Here is a 22,123-nt window from a genome sequence, read left to right as displayed (position 1 = left end):
AGTGCCAAATATCAACTCAGTACACGCTGGACGTGCATAAACGCATGTGCAACTAAGATTGAACCCATGGCTCTTGAGATGGACACCCGACCTGCCGCTTATGCGGTCATCATTGAACAAGGCAAAATGCTTCTGACCCACTGGACGGGGGAGCGGCACCCTGAAAGAGCCGGATGGACACTTCCCGGCGGCGGTCTGGAAATCGGCGAGACGGCCGAAGAAGCTGTTATCCGTGAGGCATACGAGGAAAGCGGGTACGACATCCAGCTCGATGGGATCCTCGGAGTAGACAGCAAGTATTACGACGACGGTCGTGAGCGGCCCTTCCACAGTTTGCGTATCCTGTACCGTGCGATCATCACGGGCGGGAAAGCGGAGGTGACCGACATCGGTGGATCGACGGACGATGTCGCATGGGTTCCGCTCGAGGATCTTCCCAAGATCCGAAAAGTATCCTTGGTCGAAGTTGCGGCCAAACAGTACGGACTGGCCTATTGAGGGCAGTGAGAGCCTGCCCCACCCCTAATGCCACGAGGAGATTACTGTGAAGCGTTGGATGCTGCCGGTCATTGCGTTGTTGACGTCCGTCGCCGTCGTGCTGAGTGGTTGCTCAGGTGCAGGTGAGGCCGACCCCGACCCGTCGGCATCAGACTTCCGGACCATTCGCATCGGGAAAGGGATATCACACGAATCCGAAGTGGTTGCCTACCTCTATGCGGGGGTTCTGTCTCACGCCGGGTACAAGACCGACGTAGTCGACTCTCCGGACAGCCGCACCGACTACGTGAACCAGATGGCCAGGGGAGACGAGAATTCCGTCGACATCACCCCCGATTACTCGGGAAATCTGCTGCTCGATCTGACCGACGGGGGCGCCGAGAACCCGCAGGCTACCGCCACTCCGACGGCCAGCGAGAGCGACGCGAGCGACCCTCGCGCAAGCATGACACCGTCGACGACGCCCACCCCGAGACCGGCCTTCAATATTCACGGAATGTCCAGTAGCGATATTTCCTCGACGCTGCCCAAGGTTCTGCCCGAAGGGGTGACAACGCTCAACACCGCCACTGCTGAGAACAAGGATGCTCTGGTGGTCAACCAGATCACTGCGGCCAAATACAAACTTTCCACGATCGATGATCTCGCGGCCCACTGCAAGGAACTGAAGTTCGGGGTGCCCAGCGGTTTCAAGGACAAGGCTTACGGCAGCAAGGGGCTCCAAAGCCTCTACGGGTGCGAGCCCGGAAGTTACCAAGAGGAAGACGACCAGGAGAAGCTTTCGGATCAGCTGGCCGACGGAAGCGTCGGTGTAGCCGATCTGTTCACTGCCTCCGCAGCCGTCAAGGACAACGGCTATGTGGTTCTGGAAGATCCGAAGGCCAATTTTATCGCCCAACAAGTCGTTCCTGTGGTTCGATCGAAGGAGTTGCCGTCCCCGGCGAAGAACGCCATCAACGACCTTTCCGGCAAGTTAGGGACCGGGGACTTGGAATTCCTCAACAGACTCACAACGGGTGACCGTCCGATTTCAGCTCAGGATGCGGCACGATTCTGGCTCAAGGAAAATGACTCCTGAGGACCTGTAATGCGGTGAAAACACGTTGTGGTTATGGCGGCGGATGGCGGCCAGTGAGCTAATCTGAAACCTTCGCGAAGGCGATCGTGACATAAATCTGTTCACGCTCAGATGGAGGGTACGCTAAATCACATGGCACAATTCCGGCAGTCAACGAAGCTGAATAACGTCCTTTACGACATCCGAGGCCCGGTACTCGAGGAAGCCCAGAAAATGGAGGCGCAAGGACATCGCATCCTTCGCCTGAACATTGGCAACCCCGCACCATTCGGTTTCGAAGCGCCGGACGCGGTCATGATGGATATGATCCGTCACTTGCCCGAGGCTCAGGGGTATTCGGACTCACGGGGGATCTACTCGGCGAGAACTGCTGTCGTCCAGTACTACCAGACGCGCGGGATCCGTAACCTCGACACTGACGACGTGTACATCGGCAATGGCGTCTCGGAAATGATCACGTTGTCTCTCCAAGCCTTGTGCAACCGGGGTGACGAAATCCTCGTCCCCACGCCGGATTATCCTTTGTGGACGGCTTCTGTGGCCCTCTCCGGTGGTACACCCGTCCATTACCAGTGCTCAGAAGAAGACGGCTGGAATCCGGATATCGAAGATATCGCGTCGAAGATCACTCCTCACACCAAGGGCATCGTGATCATCAACCCCAATAACCCGACCGGGGCGGTGTATTCCAAGGAGACCCTTCAGCAGATCGTGGACCTCGCCAAGGAACACGACCTCATCCTGTTCTCCGACGAGATATACGAAAAGATCACCTACGACGATGCGGAAATGATCAACACCGCTACTCTGGCCGGCGAGGACGCCCTGTGCTTGACGTTCTCCGGTCTGTCCAAGGCTTATCGCGTGGCAGGATACCGTGCCGGATGGTTGGCGATCACGGGACCGATGTGGAAAGCCAGCGACTACGTTGAGGGCATTAAACTCCTCGCCAACATGCGTATGTGCGCGAACGTCCCTGCCCAACATGCGATTCAGACAGCCCTGGGTGGTTATCAATCGATCAACGATTTGATCCTGCCCGGGGGCAGGCTGCGTGAACAGCGGGACATCGCTCATAGGAAGCTCAACAGCATCGACGGCGTAACATGCCAGCAGGCGAAGGGCGCACTCTATTTGTTCCCGAAGCTTGACGCAGAGAAATTCGGGATCGTGGACGACGAGCGCTTCGCCCTAGACCTTTTGAAGGAACAGAAAATTCTGGTCAGCCACGGCACCGCGTTCAACTGGAAAGCACCGGATCACTTCCGTCTGGTCACCCTGCCGGACGTCCAGACACTGGACACGGCCTTGGACCGTATCGGTGAATTCCTGAGCGGGTATCACCAGAACTGACGTGAGTCTTGGCCCTGGAAGACATCGAACATTCGCACTGTGGCTTCCATGCCGGGAAGCGCTATTGGGAAGGTTCCTGATCCGATTGGGCGCGGCGCTCTTTCGCCGCGTCCAACCTCTTCTTCGCACCGTCCAACCATTCTTCGCACCGTTGTGCGAGTGCTTCCCCGCGCTCCCACAGGGAGAGGGATTCTTCGAGGCTTGAGGCGCCGGACTCGAGTTTGGATACGATTCCCATCAATTCTTCCCGAGCCTGTTCGTAGCTGAGCTCTTCAACGGGGGTGAAGTCTTCTTGTGGCATGGGGCTCCTTTGCGAGGGTTTCGGTCTGTTCTCATTCTTCAATGGTCGGGTTGTTATGTCGTGTTTCAGCCGGGTTGGTCCCTGGGATCGTCGTCGCGGATCTTGTCCACGGTGGCTTCAAATCCTCCTGCAGCCACACGAACCTCGACAGGGATTCCGGGCTCCAAGGTTCGGGCATCTTGTACGACGGACCCGTCCCGACTCTGAACCACCGCGTATCCCCGGTCCAGCGTTTTCTGAGGGGAAAGGGACCTGACCCGAGACCGCAGATGAGCGACGGATTCTTGGTGGCGATCCAACGATACGGTGACGGCGCGCAATACACGCGCTCTTGCCGCATCGGTCTCTTCTTCTCGAGCCATGAGCATGGTTTCGGGGTGTGCCAGGACCGGCCGGGATCTGTACTGGGCTAAACCGTTGGACTCACGATCGATGAAAAGCCTGACCACGCGTTCGGTCGTGGCTCGCGCCTGGCCGATGCGCAATCGTTCTTCCTCGACATCCGGTACGACGGTTTTGCCTGCATCCGTGGGGGTCGAGGCTCGCCAGTCAGCAACGTAATCGAGAAGTGGCTGATCGGCCTCGTGGCCAATCGCCGAGACCACCGGTGTGCTCGCCTGGGCTACGGCGCGGATCATCGCTTCTTCGCTGAAAGGCAGCAGATCTTCCAGCGCGCCTCCGCCTCGGGCGATGACGATCACGTCCACGGATGCGTCTTCGTCAAGTTCGCCGAGTGCCGCCGTGACCTGGGAAAGCGAGTTGACCCCCTGAACAGCGACCTCTCTGACTTCGAATTGGGCTCCGGGCCATCGCAACCGAGCGTTGCGGATGACGTCTTTCTCGGCATCCGAATCACGGCCTGTGATCAGCCCAATCTTCTGTGGCAGCACCGGCAAGGGTTTCTTCAGCGCCGCATTGAACAGGCCCTCTGCTTGGAGTTTCCGGCGGAGGCGTTCGATGCGCTCGAGCATGTCTCCGAGGCCGACCTGCCGTATCCCGCTGCCCAGCATGGAAAGCCGACCGGTTTTCTTCCAAAAATCCGGTTTGAGGCGGACAACGACTCGCATTCCGTGTTCCAAGTCGCCCTCAATCCGGGCGGTCTCCTTGGGGAACAAGCTCACGGGTACGGAGATTTCTTCTTCGAGGTCCCGCAGGGTCAAGTAGGTGACACGGGCGCGCTTCTTGAGCTCGATGATCTGCCCCTCGACCCAAATGGGGTCGCACCGGGAGATATATTGGTTCATCTTGGCAGAGAGCAAGTGCAATGGCCACGGGTTCTCCGGGGTTGTGTCTCGCGCGAGGTTCGGCAGGGGCGGCCTCTGTGTCTGGTCGGCTGCGCCCAACCCTGCTTCGGTGAGATCTGGCTGATCTGAGGATGGCGAGTTGCTCATGGTTAATGACTACCAGGCCTGACCGACAGAATAAGGATCCCGGCCGCATTGTGGACGAAGATACAGCGTGAATTGTGCCGAGCGATTACGGTTGCCTTATGTCCAGCTCCCCGTCACAAACGCTCCGTTGGGTGTCCGCGTCCATAGCGGCCGTACTTTCCGTGTGCCTGGCTGCCCTGACCCTGGTTCTGATTTGGTTCCAATTTACGGTGAGCGATGAAGCCCACTTCGTGTCGAGCGCCAACAGCGTGGTTCAGGATGAGCAGTTCCGTTCGCAGCTTGCGGACGACGTTGCACAAGACATCATGAGTTCCGAGAAAGTGAACCAATATTTGGGGGACGGGTCCGACACCGGGACTTTTGCAGGAATCCAGAGTTGGGCCAAGGACCGCGCATCGAATCTGGTGCGGTCCACCGTTGCTGGCGTCGTCGACTCGAAGGACTTTCGGGAAACGTGGAAGGAGATGGCCTCCTCTACCCATTCCGCCAACTTCGACGATCCCTCGTCATCGACGCTGATGGTGGACGCAGGGCCGCTGTACCAGGCCTTCAACGATCGGGTGCAGAGCACTGTCCACCTGGACTTGGGTCTTGACGAAGGTTCACACCGCGTCGAATTGGAAAACGCTCCCCAGGATGGGGGCGATGCGCCCATGGCAAAGTTCCTGCACCGTGCGCAGTCTCTGTCCGCCGTTTCCCCTGCCCTGGGTGCGGCGGCCCTGGTCGTAGCACTTCTCGCGGCTCTTCTGGCGCCCCGTTCCAAAGCGCTTTTTCTGGCCCTGGCCTCGGCCGGCACCGGCCTGGCCACGTGGTTGGCGATGACGGTTCTGTCGGCCCGGTTCAACACCCAGATGGGCGCTGTTCAGGGCACCGAGGGGCTCATCGCTCAGCATTTCGGGGAGGCGATCACGGCCAACGTGCAGACCTGGGCGCTGACCAGCATGGGTGTGGGGCTGGGCATTGCTCTCGTACTTGTCATCGGTCACGTCCTGACCTCCGCGCGACAAGGCAATACGTCGCATACGTTCTAGTCGCCGGATGGGTCGTTGGCCCCGGGACGAAGATCTTGGAACTCGGGTGCGGTCAGGGGCTTCGGCGAGACGTCCACGGGACTGGCCTCGAGCCGCTCATCCGACGGAGCCGTGGGATCCATTTCGTTGATTTTCCTGGCCGTCACGAAGACCCGTGATTCCATCGAGCCAAGCATCGCATTATAGGACTCGACGCTACGGCTCAGGGCTCGCCCCATGCTCTGCAGATGCCCTCCAACGCTGGAGAGCCTCTCGTACAGTTGGCGTGACAAGGCCAGCAGATCACGGGCATTCTGCGAGACGGCTTCTTGCCGCCACGAGAGCGCTACCGCTTTGAGGGAAGCCAACAAGGAGACCGGGGATACCAGCGCTACACCGCGGGACGAGGAATAGTCCAACAAGCCTGAGTCGGCACGTAAGGCGGCCGACAAAGCAGATTCCATGGGCAGAAAACACAGCACGATTTCCGGCGACGTCTCACGAGCATCCCAATACCGTTTGGACGCCAAAGCGTCCACGTGCGAACGCACTGCTTTTGCATGTTTGCCTTCCCACGCCGCCTTTTCCGCTTCCTCGATGGCTTCCTGGGACTCGAGATATGCATCTAACGGAGCCTTGGAATCCAGGACCAACTCTTTGCCTCCCGGAAGGGTCACCACCATGTCCGGGCGGAGGCGTCGAATCTTCCCCGTCTCGTCCTGGACCTCGGAAACGACCTGCTCGGAATAGGACACGTGGCGTTCCATTCCTGCCGCCTCGACAACACGACGAAGCTGCGTCTCTCCCCACGTCCCTCTGGCCGTAGTGGAACGCAGCGCACTCGACAAATGATGTGTGGATTCCCGCAGTTCATCCTGGCCTCGACGTGAGACCTCCAACGCTTCCCTGACGGAGCCGAATTGGTCGGCGCGCTCGCGCTCCATCTGACGCACCTGCTGCTCGACCGTCGCCAACTGGTTCTTGACCGGGGCGAGGGCACGCAATACGTCCTGGTCCGTACGTGCGCGTTCCTCGAGACTCTCCACACGTTGAGCCAACAGTTCCTTGCCCTCCACTGCGGCGGACAGATCATTTCTCAACCGGGAGTTCTCTTCGGCAAGATCTACTCCCGAAGTCCGTGAACGGGCGCCCAGGACGAACCCGAGCACCCCTCCGATCATGAGAGCCAATAGCGCTGAGAGTACAAGGGGAAGTGCGGTCATACTTCTACTCTGCCAGTGCCGACTGACAACTTAAGGAAATGACAGGTGTGCGAACCTGCACGGACTGGCCACCTCAGCCCCTTGGTATCCTGCCGGCACGCGTGGCTTCAGACCCAACTGTTGGCCAGTGCCTCGAACCGGTTGCTCGCACTCGTCTTCCGGATTACGGAGAAGAAGGTGACGCCGGAACGATCCGCGAGAGTTCGTCGAAGGTCGATCAGGGTGAAAGTTGCGATATCCGTCGGGTAGCCGCCGGTCAATTGGCGAGCCCGGAACGGGGCGGAATCTCGACCGTCCGATCCGAAGTCAGCGCGGGAAATGCATATTTTAGGGAGCCTGAGGAGACCGAGAAGTCCCGATCTACGGTGCTTGTCAGCAGATAGCGGGCGAGTTCATCCGAGAGGCTCGTGGTCATGGTGGTTCGGTCCCCGTCGGTCGAGACCGACCGGACTTCGGGCAGGGACGAGGCATCGAGGTCGTCGGGCAGTATCGCCGTGACTTGTCGCGGTGCAGCGTGGCCGCATACTCGCCGATCTACCCGTCGACGAGTATGCGGCCCGCGCCGATCCGACCCCGGGAGATCGCGGCGTGCGGAGTCTCCCCGAAGATTCCGACGGATCCCGAGGACGGTCTGGTCAGACCCAGGATCATATCGATCAGAGTGGACTTTCCGGCCCCGTTGGGCCCAACATGCCGATGATCTCACCAGCTCCGATTTCGACGTCGATCCCGTCGACGGCATTGAACCCTCGCCCCGACCCGTCCCTGAAACTCTTAATGAGACCCTGGGCCTCGATGACCTTGTCTTCCATGTTTCAAGGCTCCCCGTTCCCGGGAGCCGGTACGCATACGTCATGTCACGATTTGACCATAACGTTTGTGAGGGCTTTCGGATGGGGCAGGATGAGGTCATGAGCGAGAATACGAAAGCACAAACTCCCCGTGAGGACGACCCCGGTTACCGTTCCGTCGAGGTGCAGAGGCTCGGCAAGACCCGTTATCGTGCGACCAACTCCTCCGGCGACTCGGTCGAATTCGGACAAGGCGAGGGGCTCGTGAGCCCGGTCGAGCTTCTTCTGGCCGCGATCGCCGGGTGCTCAGCGGTGGACGTCGACGTGGTCACCTCCCGCAGGGCGGAGCCCGAGGAATTCCGCGTTGTCTCGAGCGGAATCAAGTACAAGGACGATGAAGGCGGAAGCCGGTTGCGCGACGTCGAGCTGGCCTTCACCGTGAAGTTCCCGGAAGGCGAGGTCGGGGAGAAAGCGGCCTCCATGGTGCCGCGTCTGGTGGAGCTGGCACGCACCAAGGACTGCACCGTTTCCCGAACGGTTGAGCATGAGACGGATGTCAGTATGCGGGTTGAGGACTAGGCCGGTAAGGTAAGTCAATGTGGCTTTAACTATCGGAATCGTGGGGCTGCCCAATGTGGGCAAGTCGACCCTCTTCAATGCACTGACCCGCAGCACCGTCGTCGCCGCGAACTACCCGTTCGCGACGATCGAGCCGAATGTTGGCGTGGTGAATCTTCCGGATCCCCGGCTGGATCGTCTCGCCGAGATCTTCGGGTCCGAACGGATTCTGCCCGCGACGGTCTCCTTCGTGGATATCGCTGGAATCGTGAAGGGTGCTTCGGAGGGCGAGGGCCTGGGCAATCAGTTCCTCGCGAATATCCGCGAGGCCCACGCGATCGCGCAGGTTGTACGTGCTTTCGACGACCCGGATGTCGTGCACGTGGATGGCAAGATCGACCCCGCCTCCGATATGGAGACGATCAATACTGAGCTCATCCTGGCCGATCTGCAGACTCTCGAAAACGCGATTCCGCGCCTTGAGAAGCAGGTCAAGATCAAGAAGGGCGACGCCGCCCAGCTCGAGGCGTACAAGGAGGCCCGGAAGATTCTGGAAGCGGGGGAGACGATTTTCCGCGGGGCTCCCGGCGCCAAGCTGGAGACGGCTTACTTGCGTGAGCTGAATCTGTTGACCGCAAAGCCGTTCATCTACGTCTTCAACTGCGACGATGGTGTCCTCCAGTCCGAGGAACGCCAGCAGGAGCTACGCGATATGGTTGCGCCCGCCGAAGCCGTGTTCCTGGACGCTAAGCTCGAGGCGGATATCGTCGAACTGGACGAGGACGAGGCCCGCGAGATGTTGGAGATGTCCGGGCAGGACGAGTCCGGCCTGGACAAGCTCGCCCGGACCGGTTTCCACACGCTCGGCCTACAAACGTACCTAACCGCCGGTCCAAAGGAATCCCGTGCCTGGACGATCAGCAAGGGCGACACCGCCCCCCAGGCCGCCGGCGTGATCCACACGGACTTCGAGCGCGGCTTCATCAAAGCGGAAATCGTTTCCTTCGAGGACCTGGATTCTTTGGGCTCGATGGCCGAAGCCAAATCCGCCGGCAAGGTCCGGATGGAGGGCAAGGACTACGTGATGCAGGATGGCGACGTGGTGGAGTTCCGTTTCAACGTCTAACGTCCGAACGCATCCCTGCGGATCGTCGGAGCGCAAGCTGCACCATTGGTTCATGACTTCCGTGACCCTGTTCCAGTTCCGCAACCAGCAGAGTAACGACATCGTTGCCGAGCAGTGCGGCCCCGCCGAGATCACCTCGCGCGGTGTTGCTGAGACGCGGCGAATAGGGGCGAATCTCCCCACGGCGATGTCATGCATGAACTAGGCGTCTGGACCTGCTCGATTTAACGCGCAGGGGCGCGCTGTCAGAGACCATCTCTCGTGGACTTCGCCTTGTGGCTACCCACTGGTTATCGTGCGTCAAGCTCGTCCGGCGTCGTCAGGTCATCGTTGGGAGAATCGGCACGCGTGGTTCACCATGCCTACCGCATGTCTGTCAACGTGGTGTCGGTAGAGAACCACCTGATGGTGCCGAGCGCTCTTGTGAGGTGATCCGTGAAGCTCGCGTGCGTGTGGTCTGTCAGAGCACGGTTGAAAGCGGAGCGGAAAGCTTCGGCGCACAGGGCGCCGATCAGTGCGGCGTCGGCTTCATCGTCCCCATGTCGTATGAGTGATCGCGCGATGGCCGCGCCGATGCTTGCCGTCTTGGTGCGGTCGCGTTCCTGAAGTTCTGCACTGGAGGCGATGATCGCCTGTCTCCGCCGCTGGGCGTCGATGTCGCCGAGAAGGTGCGTGCCTACCTCGTTGAGCACGTGCAAGGCCTCGGCTTTCGCGGAGTTCGGAGACACGAGCTCCAGTCGACGCTCGAGCGCGTTGACGATTTGGTCGGAGCCAGCGAAGAGCACTTCACGTTTGTCCGGGAAGTAGCGGAAGAACGATCTGCGCGTGAGGTCTGCACGTTCGGCGATGTCGCTGATGGTGACGGCTTCATAGCCGCGCTCGGAGAACAGATCCAGCGCCGCGCGGCGCAACCTATCACCGGCATCGGGTTTCCAACGAGGCATATCTCTAGGCTAGCCGACGACTGCACTCTGTGCCATCATTGTGATAACACACAGTGCAATCGCAAAAGGAGTCCCCCATGAGTGGGAAGATCAGCGAAGAGATCTGGATCCTCGGCGCGACAGGGCGAGTTGGTCGCGCTCTGGCGGCGCGTTTGGTGCAAGACGGTGGGCGCAGCGTAGTCCTTGTGGGGCGGAGTGAGGCCCGATTGCAACGGGTGCGGGCCGGGGTAGGGGGCAATGCGAGGATGCGGGTCCTTGAGGGCACCGACGCGATCGTTGAGGCTGTGCGGCACGACCGCCCGCAAATGGTAGTTAATCTGCTCGGTTCGTATACGGAGACCGCGACCGTCATCGCGCGTGCGTGCATGCCAGGCGGCGCTTATATCGACCTGGCCAACGATCTGACCGCCTTGCGTGCCCTCCTCGAGATGGGCGACGAGGCGAACGATGCCGCAAGTACGCTGATCACGGGTGCCGGGTTCGGTGTCGTCGGAACAGAGGCTGTCGTTGCCCGCCTCTGTCAGGGGCGGCCCACTCCGGAAGCCGTGCGGGTTGACGCGCTGGCTTCGTTTGCCTCCGAGCGCGGCGTGCTCGGTGAGGCGTTCGCGCACACCTCCGTGGAAGTACTCAGTACCGGTGGACTGAGCTACCGCGAAGGCAGGCTCGCCCCTGTCCGGCTCGGGTCAAACCTGCAGCGGCACGCGCTGCCGGATGGGACCACCGTGGCCTCTGCTGCGGTGCCCTCGGGGGAATTGCTCGCCGCCCGCAACGTCAGTGCAGCGCCGAACGTTGATTTCACCTCCGCTCTCGCCCCGACCTCACCTGTGCTGCGGTCATTCCTGCCGTTGGTTGGCCGCCTGGTCAAGCTCCCGGCGGTACGGAGGCTCATGATCCGGTTGATGGCCGCATCCAAGACAAAGGATGCTCCGGCCCCGCGACCGCACACTTGGGGGCACGCTGTCATCACCTGGCCGGAGGGCGCGCGACGGCAAGGTTGGCTACGCGCCGACGATGCCATGGACTACACCGTCGCCATCCTGGCGGCGATCGTTGCCAGGATGGCTTCTGGAGATAAGCCTCATGGAGCGTTCACACCTGCAGCAGCCTTCGGTCCCGCGATAGCAGCGGAGGCTGGCGGAGTGTTTATTGATGAGTAATCGTCGAGGACGTGGTGTTCGGTGACTGGGAAGCGCGCTGAGCGGGCTCCTGCGTGCCCTCACTACATTTCAAGGTTCTACTCCTGAGCGTCGGTCGCGAATCGGGAGCGGGATGCCTTGCCGATCGGTGTGAAGAAGTTGATCAGGTTCCCGTCGGGATCCCTGACGAGCAGGGAACGATTTCCCCAGGGCATGTCCGTGGGTTGATTGACGAATACTTCGACGAGATCCTGAAGTCTCGCGTAGGTCGCATCGACATCGTCGACAAGGAAGTCCAAGGTGATGCTGCGGTTCGCGCGAGCCTCGGCGGCATTGTCCCCGAGTAGCGGAACCGTGGCAGTGCTGGCGATGGCCAGCGTGCCGGTCGGAGTGCGGAGCTCAGCAAACATCGGGTGAAGCCGGTTGGCGGTGATTCCAGTGGTTGTTTCGTAGAACGCTACGAGCGCGTCGACGTTGTCGGTGATGATGCGGGTGGCTGCCAATTGCATTGCTGTTTCCTCCTGAGGTGAATCGGAAAGTGACCTACGAACCCGGCCACGGACTTGACGCTAATACCTATACCGGGCGATACCTGTCCGGTATTTGAGGAATGATGGGTGTCATGGTCGGTCCCACCGCGCGAGCCTTGCACATGCTCGAACTACTGCAATCCGCGCAACTGCGCACTGTTTCCGAGCTGGCAGAACGCCTCGACGTCGACGAACGGACGATTCGCAGAGATGCGGCGCGTCTGTACGATCTGGGAGTGCCGGTCGAAACTCTACGAGGGCGGTACGGCGGATATCGGCTCGCACCCGGCCAACGCGTCCTCCCGCTTATGTTCAGCAGAGAAGAAGTGGTCGCGGTCTTCCTCGGACTTGCCAATGCGCAGGCAGCATCACGTGAACCCGGGATTGCCGCGCAGACTGCCCTATCCAAGATCAAACGAGCGATGCCGACCGCTGATGCGAAGCGGATCGACATGCTGCTCGGAGTGATGACGGGTTCGTCCCAGTATGGGGGAGCGGCACCCGACCCAGCCGTGATGCTGACTCTGGCGGAGGCCGTGAACCATCGAGACGTCCTCGACCTGCGCTATCTCAGCGCCAAAGGGGGCCTGTCGTGGCGCACGATTCACCCTTATGCCCTGGTCGCGCACTCAGATCGCTGGTATCTCCTCGCATTCGACACGGACAGGCAGGATGAACGTACATTCCGGGTAGACCGTATCCGGTCGGTCCGCTCAATTGGTGGAACCTTCGCATTGCCGCGGCCGCTCGAGACAGAAGGTCACCTCCTCGAGTCCTTTGCCAATGCGGACTACCGGTGGCACGTCGTGCTGCGCATTCGCCAGACAGCGGATCGCATCCGGGCACATCTGCCGCTCAGCGTCGCCCGACTCGAGGGGCTGGACCGTACGGAGGACCAAGGATGCGAAGACGCACCGTCTTGGTATCGAGCCGAGATCCATGCCGAGAACCTCGACTGGCTACCGTCCGTCATCGCGGCACTCGACTGTGAGGTGGTGATCGATCGTCCCAATGAACTCCGAGACCGGGTGAGGGCCACGGCGACGAGGATGCTGCACACGGCCGATGACATCTTAGATTGATCTTGATTCGGTCAAGACGGAATGGCTTGACCGGCGTTCTCGGCAACGCGCTGCAGCTGATTCTCGTACGCTCCGTCACGTGTGTAGACGACCAACCCGGCAAGTAGGACCTGTGTGAAAGCGGCCAGGGCCGCCAACGAGCCTTCGTCCTGTTCATTGTCGGAAGTCTCTTGCATTATTTGTGTCGTTGGCGCGCGGTTATGAGCACGTTCGCCTACGAGCAGGGGCTCACTGTTCACGAAGCATCCGTGGGGGTGCCCATTATTTGAATACTCGACTACCGCGCGGTCGAGCATCGCTTGCAGAAGATCGCGGGGACTGTTCTTTCCGGTCCCGGCGTGGGTCACCGGCCTCGGGTCCGCCTGGTACCGGGCGACAACCTCGTCGAAGAGTGCACGCTTGTCGCCGAAAGAGGTCTACAGGCTCGGAGCCGAGATGCCTGGCTCTCGGGTGAGGCCACCGATCGAGGTCTTCTCATACCCAAACTCTCAGAACAGCCACATGGCTCGATCCAATGCAAGTCCCCCGCAGCCATTGGTTGGTAGGTCGGGTCTCGAACCTTCACTCGTCATCTGTTCCGATTTCCTGCTTGATAACGGTGTCAAGCAGTGAGATGACGGACTATCTCGTGGGCGACAGCAAGCATCCCATCCTCATTCGGGTGGTACGACCCGGAAGTAGATTCTACTTCGGACTTGAACCCGAATATCCAAGGCTCTTTGGTGCCAAGACCATGATCCCGACTCAATTCCGACGCCGCCAGCAGCTCTGCACCAGACCTCTCAGCCGCCAAACGGAAAGCAGCAGCCAGGGCTGCCTGTATGTCCGCGAAAGACTCCGTCTGTTTAGGAGTGAAAGGCAGCGAGGCTCGTGCTCTGGCATCCGCGGGGATGATGGTCAGATAGTCGACCAGCAGAATCCGGGGGCTTCGCGCTCGGTCCCGGACTGCCGAAACGATACGTGTCAGTCCGCTCACCACTGCTTCGATGGAATGTTCGGTGGGTGAGGGAATCCCGGTTGCGAACTCCTGGCCCATCATCTGCGTGAGGGGGCTGTTGGGGGCTTTCATGGACCAGGCAGTGTAGAGCATGGATCCGAGGAAGTGGAGGTCGTTGCCTCCCGCGGTAACGGTCACGATGTCCGCATTCGCTGGGACTCCCTGGATTTGAGGGGCAAACGTGGCGCCAGTGCCTGTGCGGTGTGATTCCTCAAGGATGGTAGAGGTGGTTGCTCCAGATACCGTGAGATCGATCAAATTGACACCCATAACTTCAGCGGCGATATGCGCGTAATTGCGTTTCGACCGCATCGCATCAGGGTCGGCGACTGGCTCGATGGTTGGACCCGCTGCAAATGAGCTTCCCAGTGATACAAAGGTGCGTTTTTCGGACATCGCAAGCTGCTTTCTGTCGAACGGCGGACAAGTTAGTGACACGCTAGAAGTCGTTGTGTCACTGGAACGACGGATGCTCTCAACACTTCAATAAATGCCGGCATACTCAGCGTGTGTGTTTGGCGATGAAGGCTCGTTGCGCGGCAGCGTGGTCCTCATCCTCGGGGCTTTGGCCCCCGAACCCTCCGTGCGGCATCGCTTCGAATACATGGAGCTCGGCTTCAACCCCTACCGCGAGAAGTTTGCGATGCATGCGTACCGTGTTCGAGAGGAAGAGATCTCGCGTACCGCTTTGGAGAAACGTCGGAGGAAACCCCGTGAGGTCGCCGAAGATCGGCGACAGATACGGATCAGTGAGGTCCGCGCCATCGGCGTAGAGATCGTTCACCGTTGCAAGGCTGCTGAGGACGTTGTCGACTCCATCGAGAACGGTGAAAGTATCACCAGACTCGGTCAAGTCGATTTCCGGGGTATTGAGAATGAGCGCAGCAGGCAGCGGTAGACTTTCGTTCTTGGCCCGTAGCGCAAGGGCAGCGGCGAGATTTCCCCCGGCAGAACCTCCGCCGACGATGATTCTTCTCGGATCATGCGATTCCAAGAGACGCTGATAAACGGTTGTCGCGTCGTCGAGGGCCGCCGGGTAGGGGTCTATGGGTGGCATTCGATAATCAACGCCCCATGTGACCTGGTTGGAGGAGAGCGCGGCCACCGCAGTCATCGCGCGGCATGCGTCTCCGCCACCCATGAACAGACCGCCTCCGTGGAAGTTGAGATAGATTAACTCGTCCGGCTTCTCACCAACGCCGCCTGGCCTGGCAACATAAACGGTTACCTCGTCAACTGTCAGAGTGTCGATTGAGACGGGGAGTTCGTGACCGAGGAACTGCCGGGCGATATATTCGTTGCTCTGTTCTACAAGATTTATCCACCCTTCGGTGTCGCCGCGTTCGGGAAACTGCGTGGCCGGATTGCGAAATCCGAGCCACCGCTGAGCCTGTGGGCTGATGGTAGAGGGCACCGGATATGAGGGATCGGTCATGGGTGGTTGCCTTTCCTGGACCGTAGAAATTCATGACTGCTGGCCCACGGGGTGGGAATATACGACGTGAAACTCGCCGCTGATACAGGTATCAGGTAAGTGAGCTGGTGAAATTTGGATCTGTGCGTACGGCCCCGACCACTCCACCATCGACAAGCAGGTCAGTGCCGGTGACGAAGGATGCATTTCGGCTGAGAAGAAATGCAGCGGCATCGGCAATATCTGAAGGCGTGCCGATTCGGCCGGTCCCGGAAACGCCGATCATGGCCAGCATTGCCTGTCCATTTTCTCCTGAGAGCTCTAACTGCCCCATGGCAGTGGAGATAATTCCCGGACTGATGGAGTTGATCCGTGCGCCCTGGGCACCCCACGAGCGGCTGGCTGCCTGAACGCGGAGTTGATTCGCCCTCTTGGCCAAACCATAAGCGGCGCCCGTGTCCCCGACTGAGTCGGCAGAAAGGAACGGAAGTGCCAAAAGTTCATCTGCCGGGGCAGTCGCCAACGCAAATTCAACTTCGGGCGACATCGGCGACTTCATATGACCGGCCATGCTGGAAATGATGACTCCGGCGCCTCCAGCACTGATAACAGTGGAGAACTCTTCGAGAACGATTGCGACCCCCAATAGATCAACACGCAGGATCGCATCAACCGGCGCCTGAACTGGTGAAAGGCCCGCAGTATGAACCACCTGGGTAATTGGCCCCAGTGCTCGAGCCTTGTCCGCCAAGGCCCGCACAGACTCGCGGGCCGATACATCGACCGCGGCTCCTATCGCATCGAACCCGTCAGCGCGCAGAGCTTCGGTTTTGCCGGTGGCAAGATCCTCGTCGAAATCAGCCAGTACGATCTGACTACCTGCGCCTTGTCGACGGGCGATGGCTTCACCCATCGCGCCCACACCAATGATGACCACAACTTGTTTCTCAGGCATCCGAGTCCTTTTGAAATCGAGACAATTTGTCTCCGTTATGGTGCACGACTCTACGCTTGAGCTGGCCAGAAGGTATAGCCCTCGCGCGGTGGTGGAACCTTCAGCCCTTTCTCTCAACGAAGCGCGATGCTGTGCTCGGTAAAGAACGTGTGAGTGCTCACCGAGTGTGGCCACCAGGAGAAGCACGCGGCGGACGAGATTCCCGACCCAATGTGGGGAAGGCAAACGAGAGCGGCTCCGGATCGCGAGTTACCTGGCGAGCGACTGATGCTGCTGGCCATACCATCGTAGAGATCTTTGCCATGGGAAGAGGAGGCGTCTGTCCATGAACGTCGTACGACGGGACGAAGGTCTACCATGACGGTCCTCAGGATCATCGCCAGTAAAGGCTTGAAGGACCGGACCAGCCGATGCCAGCCCAGCTTTCCTGCTGGGCTTTCGCGCAAGTTGTAGTTCTGAATCTTTTGCAAATACGTGGAAGATGGTGTCATGGCAAATGGACGACCGGGCCGTGCTCGTAGCGAGAAGTCTAGACTGGCCATCCTTGAAGCAACGCGTGACGAGCTTGTTGCGCGCGGATACGACAAATTTTCTATCGACCGGGTTTCAGCGATGGCGGGGGTCGGTAAACAGACAATCTATCGTTGGTACCCCACAAAGAGTGCGCTCGTCGCAGAAGGCATCCTCCACGGCAATCTCTCACCGACCATACCGGTTGCTCATTCAGACGACATCCGGAGGGATATCACCGCCTGGATGAGCGATTTCGCTCACGCAACAGCCAACCCGGACAACGCTGCACTGCTTCGGGCCACCACTTCCGCGACTGCCGAGAACGCCGCGGTCGCGGCACAATACGAGGACCAGGTCACGCGAAAAACGCGTGCAGCCCTTGTCTCTCGCTTCCAAGACGCGATCAAAGTCGGGCAGGTGCGGGAAGAGGCGCCAGTTCACGCTGCCGTGGAGGCGCTACTTGGTGCTGTGCTGATTCGAGTACTTACGCGCCAGGAAGTTGACCAGGCGGTCGTCAATGAACTTATCGATGTCGTGTTCATTGGTTTGGGTGTCGTTCGGGAGCGGTAAGAGCCAGCGATAACGCCTAGGCTGGCGGGGCTGCGCTCGCGGGCTGGCGGTTCAGGACGGTTCCAGACGTCCTCGAAGTTAGTGCGACACGCAACGAAGAGGGCTTTGCCCACGTGGGGATCGAACTAGCCAATTCTTGGGCAGGTGGGCACCCTGAGTTTGACTTCGAGCCCGGTCCGCCGAGATGAGCGCCGAGGGCGTCATCTCATCTCGGATCTCGCCTCTGGTCGACTCGTTGGTTTCAGCAAGGGGCTTCTGCACGCCCCAACCCGAAGAAGTCGTTCCCAAACTGAACGAACCGGCCCCGTGCCCGTCTTAAGCTGCGGGAAGGGGAATGTGGCTTCCGGGCGGCCCGGTTTGAACAGTTAGACTATCCTGCGGTCCGGGCGCACTCCGAACCGATGGCATTGGCCCGAGACCTTCCCCCGATAACTCCCCTTGACTAGTTTCCACCTTTGCAGGGGATCAATCGTCCGCTCGACCGGTCTTCAATCGCATCAGGAGTCGGTTCACCCTCTTGGCACGCAATGCCTCATTCGGAGCGGTCAAAATGGGGTGGAGAGCGCTGTAGCGCTCGGAGCGGCTGAGCGCGGCGAAAGCAATTTGGGCCGCAGGCTCCGCGGCGAGCGCCTCGGTCAGCTCCGCCGGGACCTCGACCGCGGCCGAACCAGGATAGGCGCGTTCCCAACGCCCATCGGCTTTGGCACGTTCTATCTCGTCGATTCCGCGTGGCCGCAAGCGACCTTCTGAGACGAGACGGGCCACGACGGCGACGTTCCGCTGTGACCACACTGATCCGGTCCGTCGTGGCGTGAAGCGTTGCAGAAAGACATATTCGTCGAATGCTTTGCGCTGCCCGTCGATCCATCCGCTGCACAGAGCTTCTTCGAGCGCTTCCTGGTACATCAGGGAGGTCGGTGACGTCGTGCCTTTCTTCGCGAGCATGAGCCAGACGCCGTCGGAATGGTCGTCGTTGACTTCCAGCCATTCCCGCCAGGCGTTGGTTCCGGCGACGACAAGGGGCGAGTCGGTGGAGGATGAGGTCATGGGCTCGGCTTATCTTCCTCTTTCAGATCGGCATGGGCTCCGCGGTCGGACTCAGCGGTCGAGTCCGACCTGGTCCGGCTCTATCCGGGCGGACCGTAGTCAGCGGGGGCGGCCTCGACCGAGGGCGGTCAGCCACTCGATCAACAACTGGGTTTCCGCCTTCCCCAGGGTTTCTGGGCTGGCCGCCGCGATCTCGATGGCCGCGGCGAGCGGGTCGTCTTTCCGGGGATCAGCTCCGGTGATTGCGGCGATAACTCCTTCGCGTACTGCCTCGGAGAGCTCCGGATCGGCTTTCGCGAGGACTATTTGTCGGAGAGTCACGCCGGTGTTGGCCACGAGAACGTGTGCGGCGGCTTGCTCGGGGGAGACGACGAGGCGATTCTGTTCGGCCGCTCGGGTGGTGAGCCCACGCAGGATATCGCTCGCGCGTGACTGAGGTGCCGGCGAATGCCCTGGGCTCACGGTTCCGTACATCAAAGTATAGAAACCAGGGTTGGCGAGTCCGAATTCGACGTGAGCATCCCACCCCGACCGAATGTCCTGAATCGGGTCACCGGAGGGTTCCATAGATGCCTTCCCGCCCAGGTAGAGATCGAAGCCGTGCTCTATGACCGCGTCAATGAGCCCCTGTTTGGAGCCGAAAAAGTGATAAAGGGTCGGCATTTTGACCCCGGCAGCATCGCATACGGCGCGCAGGGAGACTTCTTCGCCCGGGGATGCAGTAATGAGGTCTGCAGCCGCCGAGATGAGCCTTTCTCTGGTGCCGGTTCCGGAACGCTCTGTCATGCTGTTATCGTACAGAATGTATCGCTGATATCGAGTTGCATATCGCTGATATGGGGGTATTGAAATGACTGATCACACCCTGATGTGCAAGAACGTCCTCATCGCCGGAGGCGCCAAGAATCTCGGCGGACTAATCGCACGGCAGGCTGCTGACGCCGGCGCAAACGTTGCGATCCACTACAACTCCGATTCCAGTCGCACCAAGGCCGAACAGACCCTGGCGGCGGTCCGGTCCGCAGGGGTCAAAGCCGAAATCATTCAGGGCGACCTGACTGTTCCGGCGAACATCACGCGTCTCGTCTCGGAAGCAGAGGCCGCGATCGGCACGATCGACGTAGCGGTGAACACGGTGGGAAAGGTCCTCCGCAAGCCCATCGCTGAGACGACCGAGGTCGAATACGATTCGATGTTCGACACCAACGCCAAAGCGGCATATTTCTTCATCCAGGAGGCCGGCAAGAGACTCGCTGATGGCGGAAAGATCATCACGATTGTGACCGCACTCCTCGCTGCATTGACGGATGGTTACTCCACGTATGCCGGCGGCAAATCGCCCGTCGAGCACTTCACCCGGGCGGCCGCCAAGGAGTTTGCCGACCGCGGAATTTCGGTGACGGCGGTCGCGCCCGGCCCCATGAATACGCCGTTCTTTTACGGGCAGGAGACCCCGGAGCGCGTCGAGTTCCACAAATCCCAAGCCATGGGAAACCACCTGACCCAGATCGAAGACATTGCACCCATCGTCCGTTTCTTGACGTCGGAGGGTTGGTGGATTACGGGCCAGACCATCTTCGCCAGCGGAGGTTATACAACCCGCTGACCTGTGCTGGATGACCCAGGACGACGCATGGGGTGGAGACTGCGTACCACGGTGTTCGCACTCGACCGCATGGTATTCCTAGGCGAGGCGAGGAGCAGCAGTGAGGCCAACCCTGCGAAAGGTTAGTGGCCGAGCGGTTAGACGGTGTCGGTCGCCGGCGGCACAGCCGGTGGAACCGTGGCTTCCCACACCTCGCGCCATTTCTGGGCAAGGGATTCGATGTTCTCGTGCGCGTTCAGCCCGGAAGGATTGGGTAGCACCCACAACTGGACGTCGTCCGGCCAGTCGGCCAAGGCGCCTGTACGCTGAAGCCCCATAATCGTTCGCGGAGCTGCGAACGCATCGCGGAATGCCGTAATTCCTACCACGGCCACAGCCTGTGGCCTGATGACGCGTATGCGCTCGACCAGCTGGGATCCGCCGTCACGCAATTCGGAGCGTGAAAGCTCGTCTGCGCGTGCGGAAGGGCGGGAGACGAGGTTGGTGATTCCGAGGCCTCGTTCGGCGAGTATCCTCTCATCCGCGGGGGAAAGACCTCGGGAGGCGTCGATGCGACGATCCAGTATTCCGGCGGCTTCGAGTGAAGTCCAGAATCGGTTTCCCGGTCGCGCGAACGGGGCATTGACGGCGGCCGTCCACGGACTCGGGTTGATCCCAATGATGAGTATCCGAACGAGCCCCGTGTTCTGCTCGTCCCGAGGATAAGGGAGCACGTCTTCGCGTCCATTCCCCGAGCTGACGGCGTGTGCGGTCTCCTTGCGGGTGGGGCGCCGGTCGCCCAGATGCGACCGGCTACGCCACGGTTCCCAATTCTCCGGCAAGGCTGAGGTCATGGGCCCTCACTCTACGCGGAAACCACATAACGGACGATGTGGCTTCGAGGCCCGGCCTGGTCATGCCGTGAAGGGCCACGTTAATCGTTATTGCATAACCGTTGTGGGTGCTCGAGCACAGTGCTAGACAGGTTGTATGCGTGCTTACGGAGTAACCCAGTACGGAGGACCCGAGGCCCTCCATGAAATCGACGTTCCCGCAGAGGAGCTCGGACCCGAACAGGTGAGGGTCGCGGTGACGGCGGTGGCCGTGAGCCCGACCGACACCGGCGTTCGCGCCGGGCAGCGTTCGGAGAAGGACAGGGCCGAAGATCCGGGGGATGTTCCGGGAATGGACGTCGCCGGTGTCGTTGCCGAGCTCGGGCCCGGAGCGGATACTGACTTGGAGATCGGGGACCGCGTGGTCGCAGTGGTGCAGCCTTCCGGATCTCACGGCGCTTACCGCGAGGATATTGTGTTGCCGCTTGGTTCCGTCGTCCGAGCACCCTCGAATGCTTCCGACGCCGCAGCATCCACATTGCCCATGAACGCCCTGACAGCTCGACGGGCTCTTAACCTGCTTGACCTCCGACCCGGTCAGACTCTGGCTGTGACGGGTGGCGCAGGTACTCTCGGGGGGTACATTATTCAGCTTGCCAAGGCCGATGGTCTTACCGTAGTTGCCGACACCGCCGAGAAGGACGAGGAACTCGTGCGTTCCTTCGGTGCGGATCATCTTGTGCCACGTGGCGACGACGTCGCGGACAGGATCCGCGAAATCGTTCCGGAGGGTGTGGACGGGTTGGCGGATGCCTCGATTCAGTCCGAACAAGTCCTTCCGGCGGTCAAGGATGGTGGCTCGGTCGCCACATTCCGCGGATACAAGGGTGACGGCACCCGAGGTCTCCAGGTCCATCCGGTGATGGTCTGGGACGTGGCAGAAGACCGACAGATGCTCTCCGAACTTCGCGACCAAGCTGAGAACGGGACGCTCACGTTGAGGGTTGCCGAGACGCTGCCGGCGGGACAGGCCGCAGAAGCGCACAGGAAACTCGAATCCGGGGGAGTGCGCGGCCGGATCGTCCTGGATCTGACTGCCTGATATTTTTTCGTGGTGGGAGGCTTCGGACGCGGCAGCCTCTCGCTCGCCCTCGACGAATTATTGAGGCATTCGCGCTCACCTCCGAG

The 22,123-nt window shown here is 60.4% G+C and carries 27 protein-coding genes; 12 read left to right on the top strand and 15 right to left on the bottom strand.

Going from position 1 to position 22,123, the window contains the following annotated elements:
* Positions 1 to 66: 66 nt before the first annotated feature.
* The 3 genes from EWR20_RS07780 (at position 67) to EWR20_RS07770 (ending at position 2,929) form a co-directional block, all read left to right on the top strand.
* Positions 67 to 498, top strand: a complete 432-nt coding sequence (locus tag EWR20_RS07780) for an NUDIX hydrolase (RefSeq protein WP_197964454.1) — start codon at positions 67 to 69, stop codon at positions 496 to 498.
* Positions 499 to 544: 46 nt separating this feature from the next.
* A complete protein-coding gene (locus tag EWR20_RS07775; RefSeq protein WP_129360034.1) occupies positions 545 to 1,576 on the top strand; it encodes an ABC transporter substrate-binding protein in 1,032 nt (343 codons plus the stop codon).
* A 132-nt stretch (positions 1,577 to 1,708) separates the two neighbouring features.
* Complete coding sequence (locus EWR20_RS07770) at positions 1,709 to 2,929, top strand: pyridoxal phosphate-dependent aminotransferase (protein ID WP_129360033.1); 1,221 nt, start codon at positions 1,709 to 1,711, stop codon at positions 2,927 to 2,929.
* A 61-nt stretch (positions 2,930 to 2,990) separates the two neighbouring features.
* On the opposite strand, the gene EWR20_RS07765 is transcribed toward EWR20_RS07770, so the two are convergent.
* Complete coding sequence (locus tag EWR20_RS07765; protein ID WP_129360032.1) at positions 2,991 to 3,230, bottom strand: exodeoxyribonuclease VII small subunit; 240 nt, start codon at positions 3,228 to 3,230, stop codon at positions 2,991 to 2,993.
* 65 nt (positions 3,231 to 3,295) lie between these two features.
* On the bottom strand, positions 3,296 to 4,621 hold the full coding sequence (gene xseA / locus EWR20_RS07760) for an exodeoxyribonuclease VII large subunit (RefSeq protein ID WP_129360031.1): 1,326 nt from the start codon (positions 4,619 to 4,621) through the stop codon (positions 3,296 to 3,298).
* Between the two features lie 98 nt (positions 4,622 to 4,719).
* Here xseA and EWR20_RS07755 point away from each other — a divergent pair, with 98 nt between their 5' ends.
* Positions 4,720 to 5,652 (top strand): hypothetical protein, encoded by a 933-nt coding sequence (locus EWR20_RS07755; RefSeq protein ID WP_129360030.1) that lies wholly within the window; start codon positions 4,720 to 4,722, stop codon positions 5,650 to 5,652.
* Here EWR20_RS07755 and EWR20_RS07750 read toward each other — a convergent pair.
* The 4 genes from EWR20_RS07750 to EWR20_RS12805 form a co-directional block, all read right to left on the bottom strand.
* Positions 5,649 to 6,854 (bottom strand): DNA recombination protein RmuC, encoded by a 1,206-nt coding sequence (locus tag EWR20_RS07750; RefSeq protein ID WP_129360029.1) that lies wholly within the window; start codon positions 6,852 to 6,854, stop codon positions 5,649 to 5,651. The genes EWR20_RS07755 and EWR20_RS07750 overlap by 4 nt on opposite strands.
* A gap of 256 nt (positions 6,855 to 7,110) precedes the next feature.
* Entirely contained in the window at positions 7,111 to 7,269 is a 159-nt protein-coding gene (locus EWR20_RS12680) for a hypothetical protein (protein ID WP_165000989.1), read from the bottom strand.
* A 119-nt stretch (positions 7,270 to 7,388) separates the two neighbouring features.
* Entirely contained in the window at positions 7,389 to 7,505 is a 117-nt protein-coding gene (locus EWR20_RS12810) for a hypothetical protein (protein ID WP_202864790.1), read from the bottom strand.
* Between the two features lie 5 nt (positions 7,506 to 7,510).
* Positions 7,511 to 7,666: a hypothetical protein gene (locus EWR20_RS12805; protein ID WP_202864789.1), complete on the bottom strand. Its 156-nt coding sequence runs from the start codon at positions 7,664 to 7,666 to the stop codon at positions 7,511 to 7,513.
* A gap of 99 nt (positions 7,667 to 7,765) precedes the next feature.
* On the opposite strand from EWR20_RS12805, the gene EWR20_RS07740 reads away from it, so the two are divergent.
* Genes EWR20_RS07740 through EWR20_RS12740 form a run of 3 tightly spaced genes read left to right on the top strand, consistent with a single transcriptional unit; the run spans position 7,766 to position 9,534 of the window.
* Positions 7,766 to 8,224, top strand: a complete 459-nt coding sequence (locus tag EWR20_RS07740; protein ID WP_129360028.1) for an OsmC family protein — start codon at positions 7,766 to 7,768, stop codon at positions 8,222 to 8,224.
* 19 nt (positions 8,225 to 8,243) lie between these two features.
* The gene (gene ychF / locus EWR20_RS07735) at positions 8,244 to 9,329 is read left to right on the top strand and encodes a redox-regulated ATPase YchF (RefSeq protein ID WP_129360027.1); all 1,086 of its coding nucleotides are present in this window, start codon (positions 8,244 to 8,246) and stop codon (positions 9,327 to 9,329) included.
* 52 nt (positions 9,330 to 9,381) lie between these two features.
* The gene (locus tag EWR20_RS12740; protein ID WP_193553881.1) at positions 9,382 to 9,534 is read left to right on the top strand and encodes a hypothetical protein; all 153 of its coding nucleotides are present in this window, start codon (positions 9,382 to 9,384) and stop codon (positions 9,532 to 9,534) included.
* A gap of 157 nt (positions 9,535 to 9,691) precedes the next feature.
* Here the strand turns inward: EWR20_RS12740 and EWR20_RS07725 are convergent, their stop codons facing one another.
* The gene (locus EWR20_RS07725) at positions 9,692 to 10,273 is read right to left on the bottom strand and encodes a TetR family transcriptional regulator (protein ID WP_129360026.1); all 582 of its coding nucleotides are present in this window, start codon (positions 10,271 to 10,273) and stop codon (positions 9,692 to 9,694) included.
* A 77-nt stretch (positions 10,274 to 10,350) separates the two neighbouring features.
* On the opposite strand from EWR20_RS07725, the gene EWR20_RS07720 reads away from it, so the two are divergent.
* Positions 10,351 to 11,430 carry a KR domain-containing protein gene (locus EWR20_RS07720; RefSeq protein ID WP_129360025.1) on the top strand — a complete coding sequence of 360 codons (1,080 nt, stop codon included), beginning with the start codon at positions 10,351 to 10,353 and terminating at the stop codon, positions 11,428 to 11,430.
* A gap of 77 nt (positions 11,431 to 11,507) precedes the next feature.
* Here EWR20_RS07720 and EWR20_RS07715 read toward each other — a convergent pair whose 3' ends face one another.
* A complete protein-coding gene (locus tag EWR20_RS07715) occupies positions 11,508 to 11,918 on the bottom strand; it encodes a VOC family protein (RefSeq protein ID WP_129360024.1) in 411 nt (136 codons plus the stop codon).
* Between the two features lie 113 nt (positions 11,919 to 12,031).
* On the opposite strand from EWR20_RS07715, the gene EWR20_RS07710 reads away from it, so the two are divergent.
* A complete protein-coding gene (locus tag EWR20_RS07710; protein ID WP_165000988.1) occupies positions 12,032 to 13,021 on the top strand; it encodes a helix-turn-helix transcriptional regulator in 990 nt (329 codons plus the stop codon).
* Positions 13,022 to 13,032: 11 nt separating this feature from the next.
* Here EWR20_RS07710 and EWR20_RS12800 read toward each other — a convergent pair whose 3' ends face one another.
* The 4 genes from EWR20_RS12800 to EWR20_RS07690 all read right to left on the bottom strand — a co-directional run bounded on the left by EWR20_RS12800 (position 13,033) and on the right by EWR20_RS07690 (position 16,387).
* Positions 13,033 to 13,197, bottom strand: a complete 165-nt coding sequence (locus EWR20_RS12800; RefSeq protein WP_197964455.1) for a hypothetical protein — start codon at positions 13,195 to 13,197, stop codon at positions 13,033 to 13,035.
* Positions 13,198 to 13,622: 425 nt separating this feature from the next.
* The gene (locus EWR20_RS07700; protein ID WP_129360022.1) at positions 13,623 to 14,414 is read right to left on the bottom strand and encodes a GDSL-type esterase/lipase family protein; all 792 of its coding nucleotides are present in this window, start codon (positions 14,412 to 14,414) and stop codon (positions 13,623 to 13,625) included.
* A gap of 106 nt (positions 14,415 to 14,520) precedes the next feature.
* Positions 14,521 to 15,453, bottom strand: a complete 933-nt coding sequence (locus tag EWR20_RS07695) for an alpha/beta hydrolase fold domain-containing protein (protein ID WP_129360021.1) — start codon at positions 15,451 to 15,453, stop codon at positions 14,521 to 14,523.
* Between the two features lie 91 nt (positions 15,454 to 15,544).
* Positions 15,545 to 16,387: an SDR family oxidoreductase gene (locus EWR20_RS07690; protein WP_129360020.1), complete on the bottom strand. Its 843-nt coding sequence runs from the start codon at positions 16,385 to 16,387 to the stop codon at positions 15,545 to 15,547.
* Between the two features lie 489 nt (positions 16,388 to 16,876).
* Here EWR20_RS07690 and EWR20_RS07685 point away from each other — a divergent pair, with 489 nt between their 5' ends.
* Positions 16,877 to 17,470, top strand: a complete 594-nt coding sequence (locus EWR20_RS07685) for a TetR/AcrR family transcriptional regulator (protein ID WP_129360019.1) — start codon at positions 16,877 to 16,879, stop codon at positions 17,468 to 17,470.
* 465 nt (positions 17,471 to 17,935) lie between these two features.
* Here EWR20_RS07685 and EWR20_RS07680 read toward each other — a convergent pair whose 3' ends face one another.
* Entirely contained in the window at positions 17,936 to 18,517 is a 582-nt protein-coding gene (locus tag EWR20_RS07680; protein WP_129360018.1) for a YdeI/OmpD-associated family protein, read from the bottom strand.
* 99 nt (positions 18,518 to 18,616) lie between these two features.
* The gene (locus EWR20_RS07675) at positions 18,617 to 19,303 is read right to left on the bottom strand and encodes a TetR/AcrR family transcriptional regulator (protein WP_129360017.1); all 687 of its coding nucleotides are present in this window, start codon (positions 19,301 to 19,303) and stop codon (positions 18,617 to 18,619) included.
* 64 nt (positions 19,304 to 19,367) lie between these two features.
* On the opposite strand from EWR20_RS07675, the gene EWR20_RS07670 reads away from it, so the two are divergent.
* Complete coding sequence (locus EWR20_RS07670) at positions 19,368 to 20,123, top strand: SDR family oxidoreductase (protein WP_129360016.1); 756 nt, start codon at positions 19,368 to 19,370, stop codon at positions 20,121 to 20,123.
* 137 nt (positions 20,124 to 20,260) lie between these two features.
* On the opposite strand, the gene EWR20_RS07665 is transcribed toward EWR20_RS07670, so the two are convergent.
* A complete protein-coding gene (locus EWR20_RS07665; protein WP_129360015.1) occupies positions 20,261 to 20,956 on the bottom strand; it encodes a mismatch-specific DNA-glycosylase in 696 nt (231 codons plus the stop codon).
* Positions 20,957 to 21,092: 136 nt separating this feature from the next.
* On the opposite strand from EWR20_RS07665, the gene EWR20_RS07660 reads away from it, so the two are divergent.
* Positions 21,093 to 22,037: an NADP-dependent oxidoreductase gene (locus tag EWR20_RS07660; RefSeq protein ID WP_129360014.1), complete on the top strand. Its 945-nt coding sequence runs from the start codon at positions 21,093 to 21,095 to the stop codon at positions 22,035 to 22,037.
* The last annotated feature ends 86 nt before the right edge of the window (positions 22,038 to 22,123 follow it).

Origin of the sequence: Rothia uropygioeca, from assembly GCF_004136585.1 — a bacterium.
Classification (GTDB): Bacteria; Actinomycetota; Actinomycetes; order Actinomycetales; family Micrococcaceae; genus Rothia.
This window is presented reverse-complemented; position numbering and strand designations above follow the sequence as displayed.

Bases quoted from the DNA above. Each gene is read 5' to 3' on its own strand.
- EWR20_RS07780 (WP_197964454.1), top strand. From the start codon at position 67: ATGGCTCTTGAGATGGACACCCGACCTGCCGCTTATGCGGTCATCATT.
- EWR20_RS12680 (WP_165000989.1), bottom strand. From the start codon at position 7,269: ATGACCACGAGCCTCTCGGATGAACTCGCCCGCTATCTGCTGACAAGC.
- EWR20_RS07750 (WP_129360029.1), bottom strand. From the start codon at position 6,854: ATGACCGCACTTCCCCTTGTACTCTCAGCGCTATTGGCTCTCATGATC.
- EWR20_RS07695 (WP_129360021.1), bottom strand. From the start codon at position 15,453: ATGACCGATCCCTCATATCCGGTGCCCTCTACCATCAGCCCACAGGCT.
- EWR20_RS07755 (WP_129360030.1), top strand. From the start codon at position 4,720: ATGTCCAGCTCCCCGTCACAAACGCTCCGTTGGGTGTCCGCGTCCATA.
- EWR20_RS12740 (WP_193553881.1), top strand. From the start codon at position 9,382: ATGACTTCCGTGACCCTGTTCCAGTTCCGCAACCAGCAGAGTAACGAC.
- EWR20_RS07665 (WP_129360015.1), bottom strand. From the start codon at position 20,956: ATGACCTCAGCCTTGCCGGAGAATTGGGAACCGTGGCGTAGCCGGTCG.
- EWR20_RS07700 (WP_129360022.1), bottom strand. From the start codon at position 14,414: ATGTCCGAAAAACGCACCTTTGTATCACTGGGAAGCTCATTTGCAGCG.
- EWR20_RS07680 (WP_129360018.1), bottom strand. From the start codon at position 18,517: ATGACCTCATCCTCCACCGACTCGCCCCTTGTCGTCGCCGGAACCAAC.
- xseA (WP_129360031.1), bottom strand. From the start codon at position 4,621: ATGAGCAACTCGCCATCCTCAGATCAGCCAGATCTCACCGAAGCAGGG.
- EWR20_RS07690 (WP_129360020.1), bottom strand. From the start codon at position 16,387: ATGCCTGAGAAACAAGTTGTGGTCATCATTGGTGTGGGCGCGATGGGT.
- EWR20_RS07770 (WP_129360033.1), top strand. From the start codon at position 1,709: ATGGCACAATTCCGGCAGTCAACGAAGCTGAATAACGTCCTTTACGAC.
- EWR20_RS07710 (WP_165000988.1), top strand. From the start codon at position 12,032: ATGGTCGGTCCCACCGCGCGAGCCTTGCACATGCTCGAACTACTGCAA.
- EWR20_RS07740 (WP_129360028.1), top strand. From the start codon at position 7,766: ATGAGCGAGAATACGAAAGCACAAACTCCCCGTGAGGACGACCCCGGT.
- EWR20_RS12810 (WP_202864790.1), bottom strand. From the start codon at position 7,505: ATGATCCTGGGTCTGACCAGACCGTCCTCGGGATCCGTCGGAATCTTC.
- EWR20_RS12800 (WP_197964455.1), bottom strand. From the start codon at position 13,197: ATGCAAGAGACTTCCGACAATGAACAGGACGAAGGCTCGTTGGCGGCC.
- EWR20_RS12805 (WP_202864789.1), bottom strand. From the start codon at position 7,666: ATGGAAGACAAGGTCATCGAGGCCCAGGGTCTCATTAAGAGTTTCAGG.
- EWR20_RS07675 (WP_129360017.1), bottom strand. From the start codon at position 19,303: ATGACAGAGCGTTCCGGAACCGGCACCAGAGAAAGGCTCATCTCGGCG.
- EWR20_RS07725 (WP_129360026.1), bottom strand. From the start codon at position 10,273: ATGCCTCGTTGGAAACCCGATGCCGGTGATAGGTTGCGCCGCGCGGCG.
- EWR20_RS07670 (WP_129360016.1), top strand. From the start codon at position 19,368: ATGACTGATCACACCCTGATGTGCAAGAACGTCCTCATCGCCGGAGGC.
- EWR20_RS07715 (WP_129360024.1), bottom strand. From the start codon at position 11,918: ATGCAATTGGCAGCCACCCGCATCATCACCGACAACGTCGACGCGCTC.
- EWR20_RS07720 (WP_129360025.1), top strand. From the start codon at position 10,351: ATGAGTGGGAAGATCAGCGAAGAGATCTGGATCCTCGGCGCGACAGGG.
- EWR20_RS07660 (WP_129360014.1), top strand. From the start codon at position 21,093: ATGCGTGCTTACGGAGTAACCCAGTACGGAGGACCCGAGGCCCTCCAT.
- EWR20_RS07685 (WP_129360019.1), top strand. From the start codon at position 16,877: ATGGCAAATGGACGACCGGGCCGTGCTCGTAGCGAGAAGTCTAGACTG.
- EWR20_RS07765 (WP_129360032.1), bottom strand. From the start codon at position 3,230: ATGCCACAAGAAGACTTCACCCCCGTTGAAGAGCTCAGCTACGAACAG.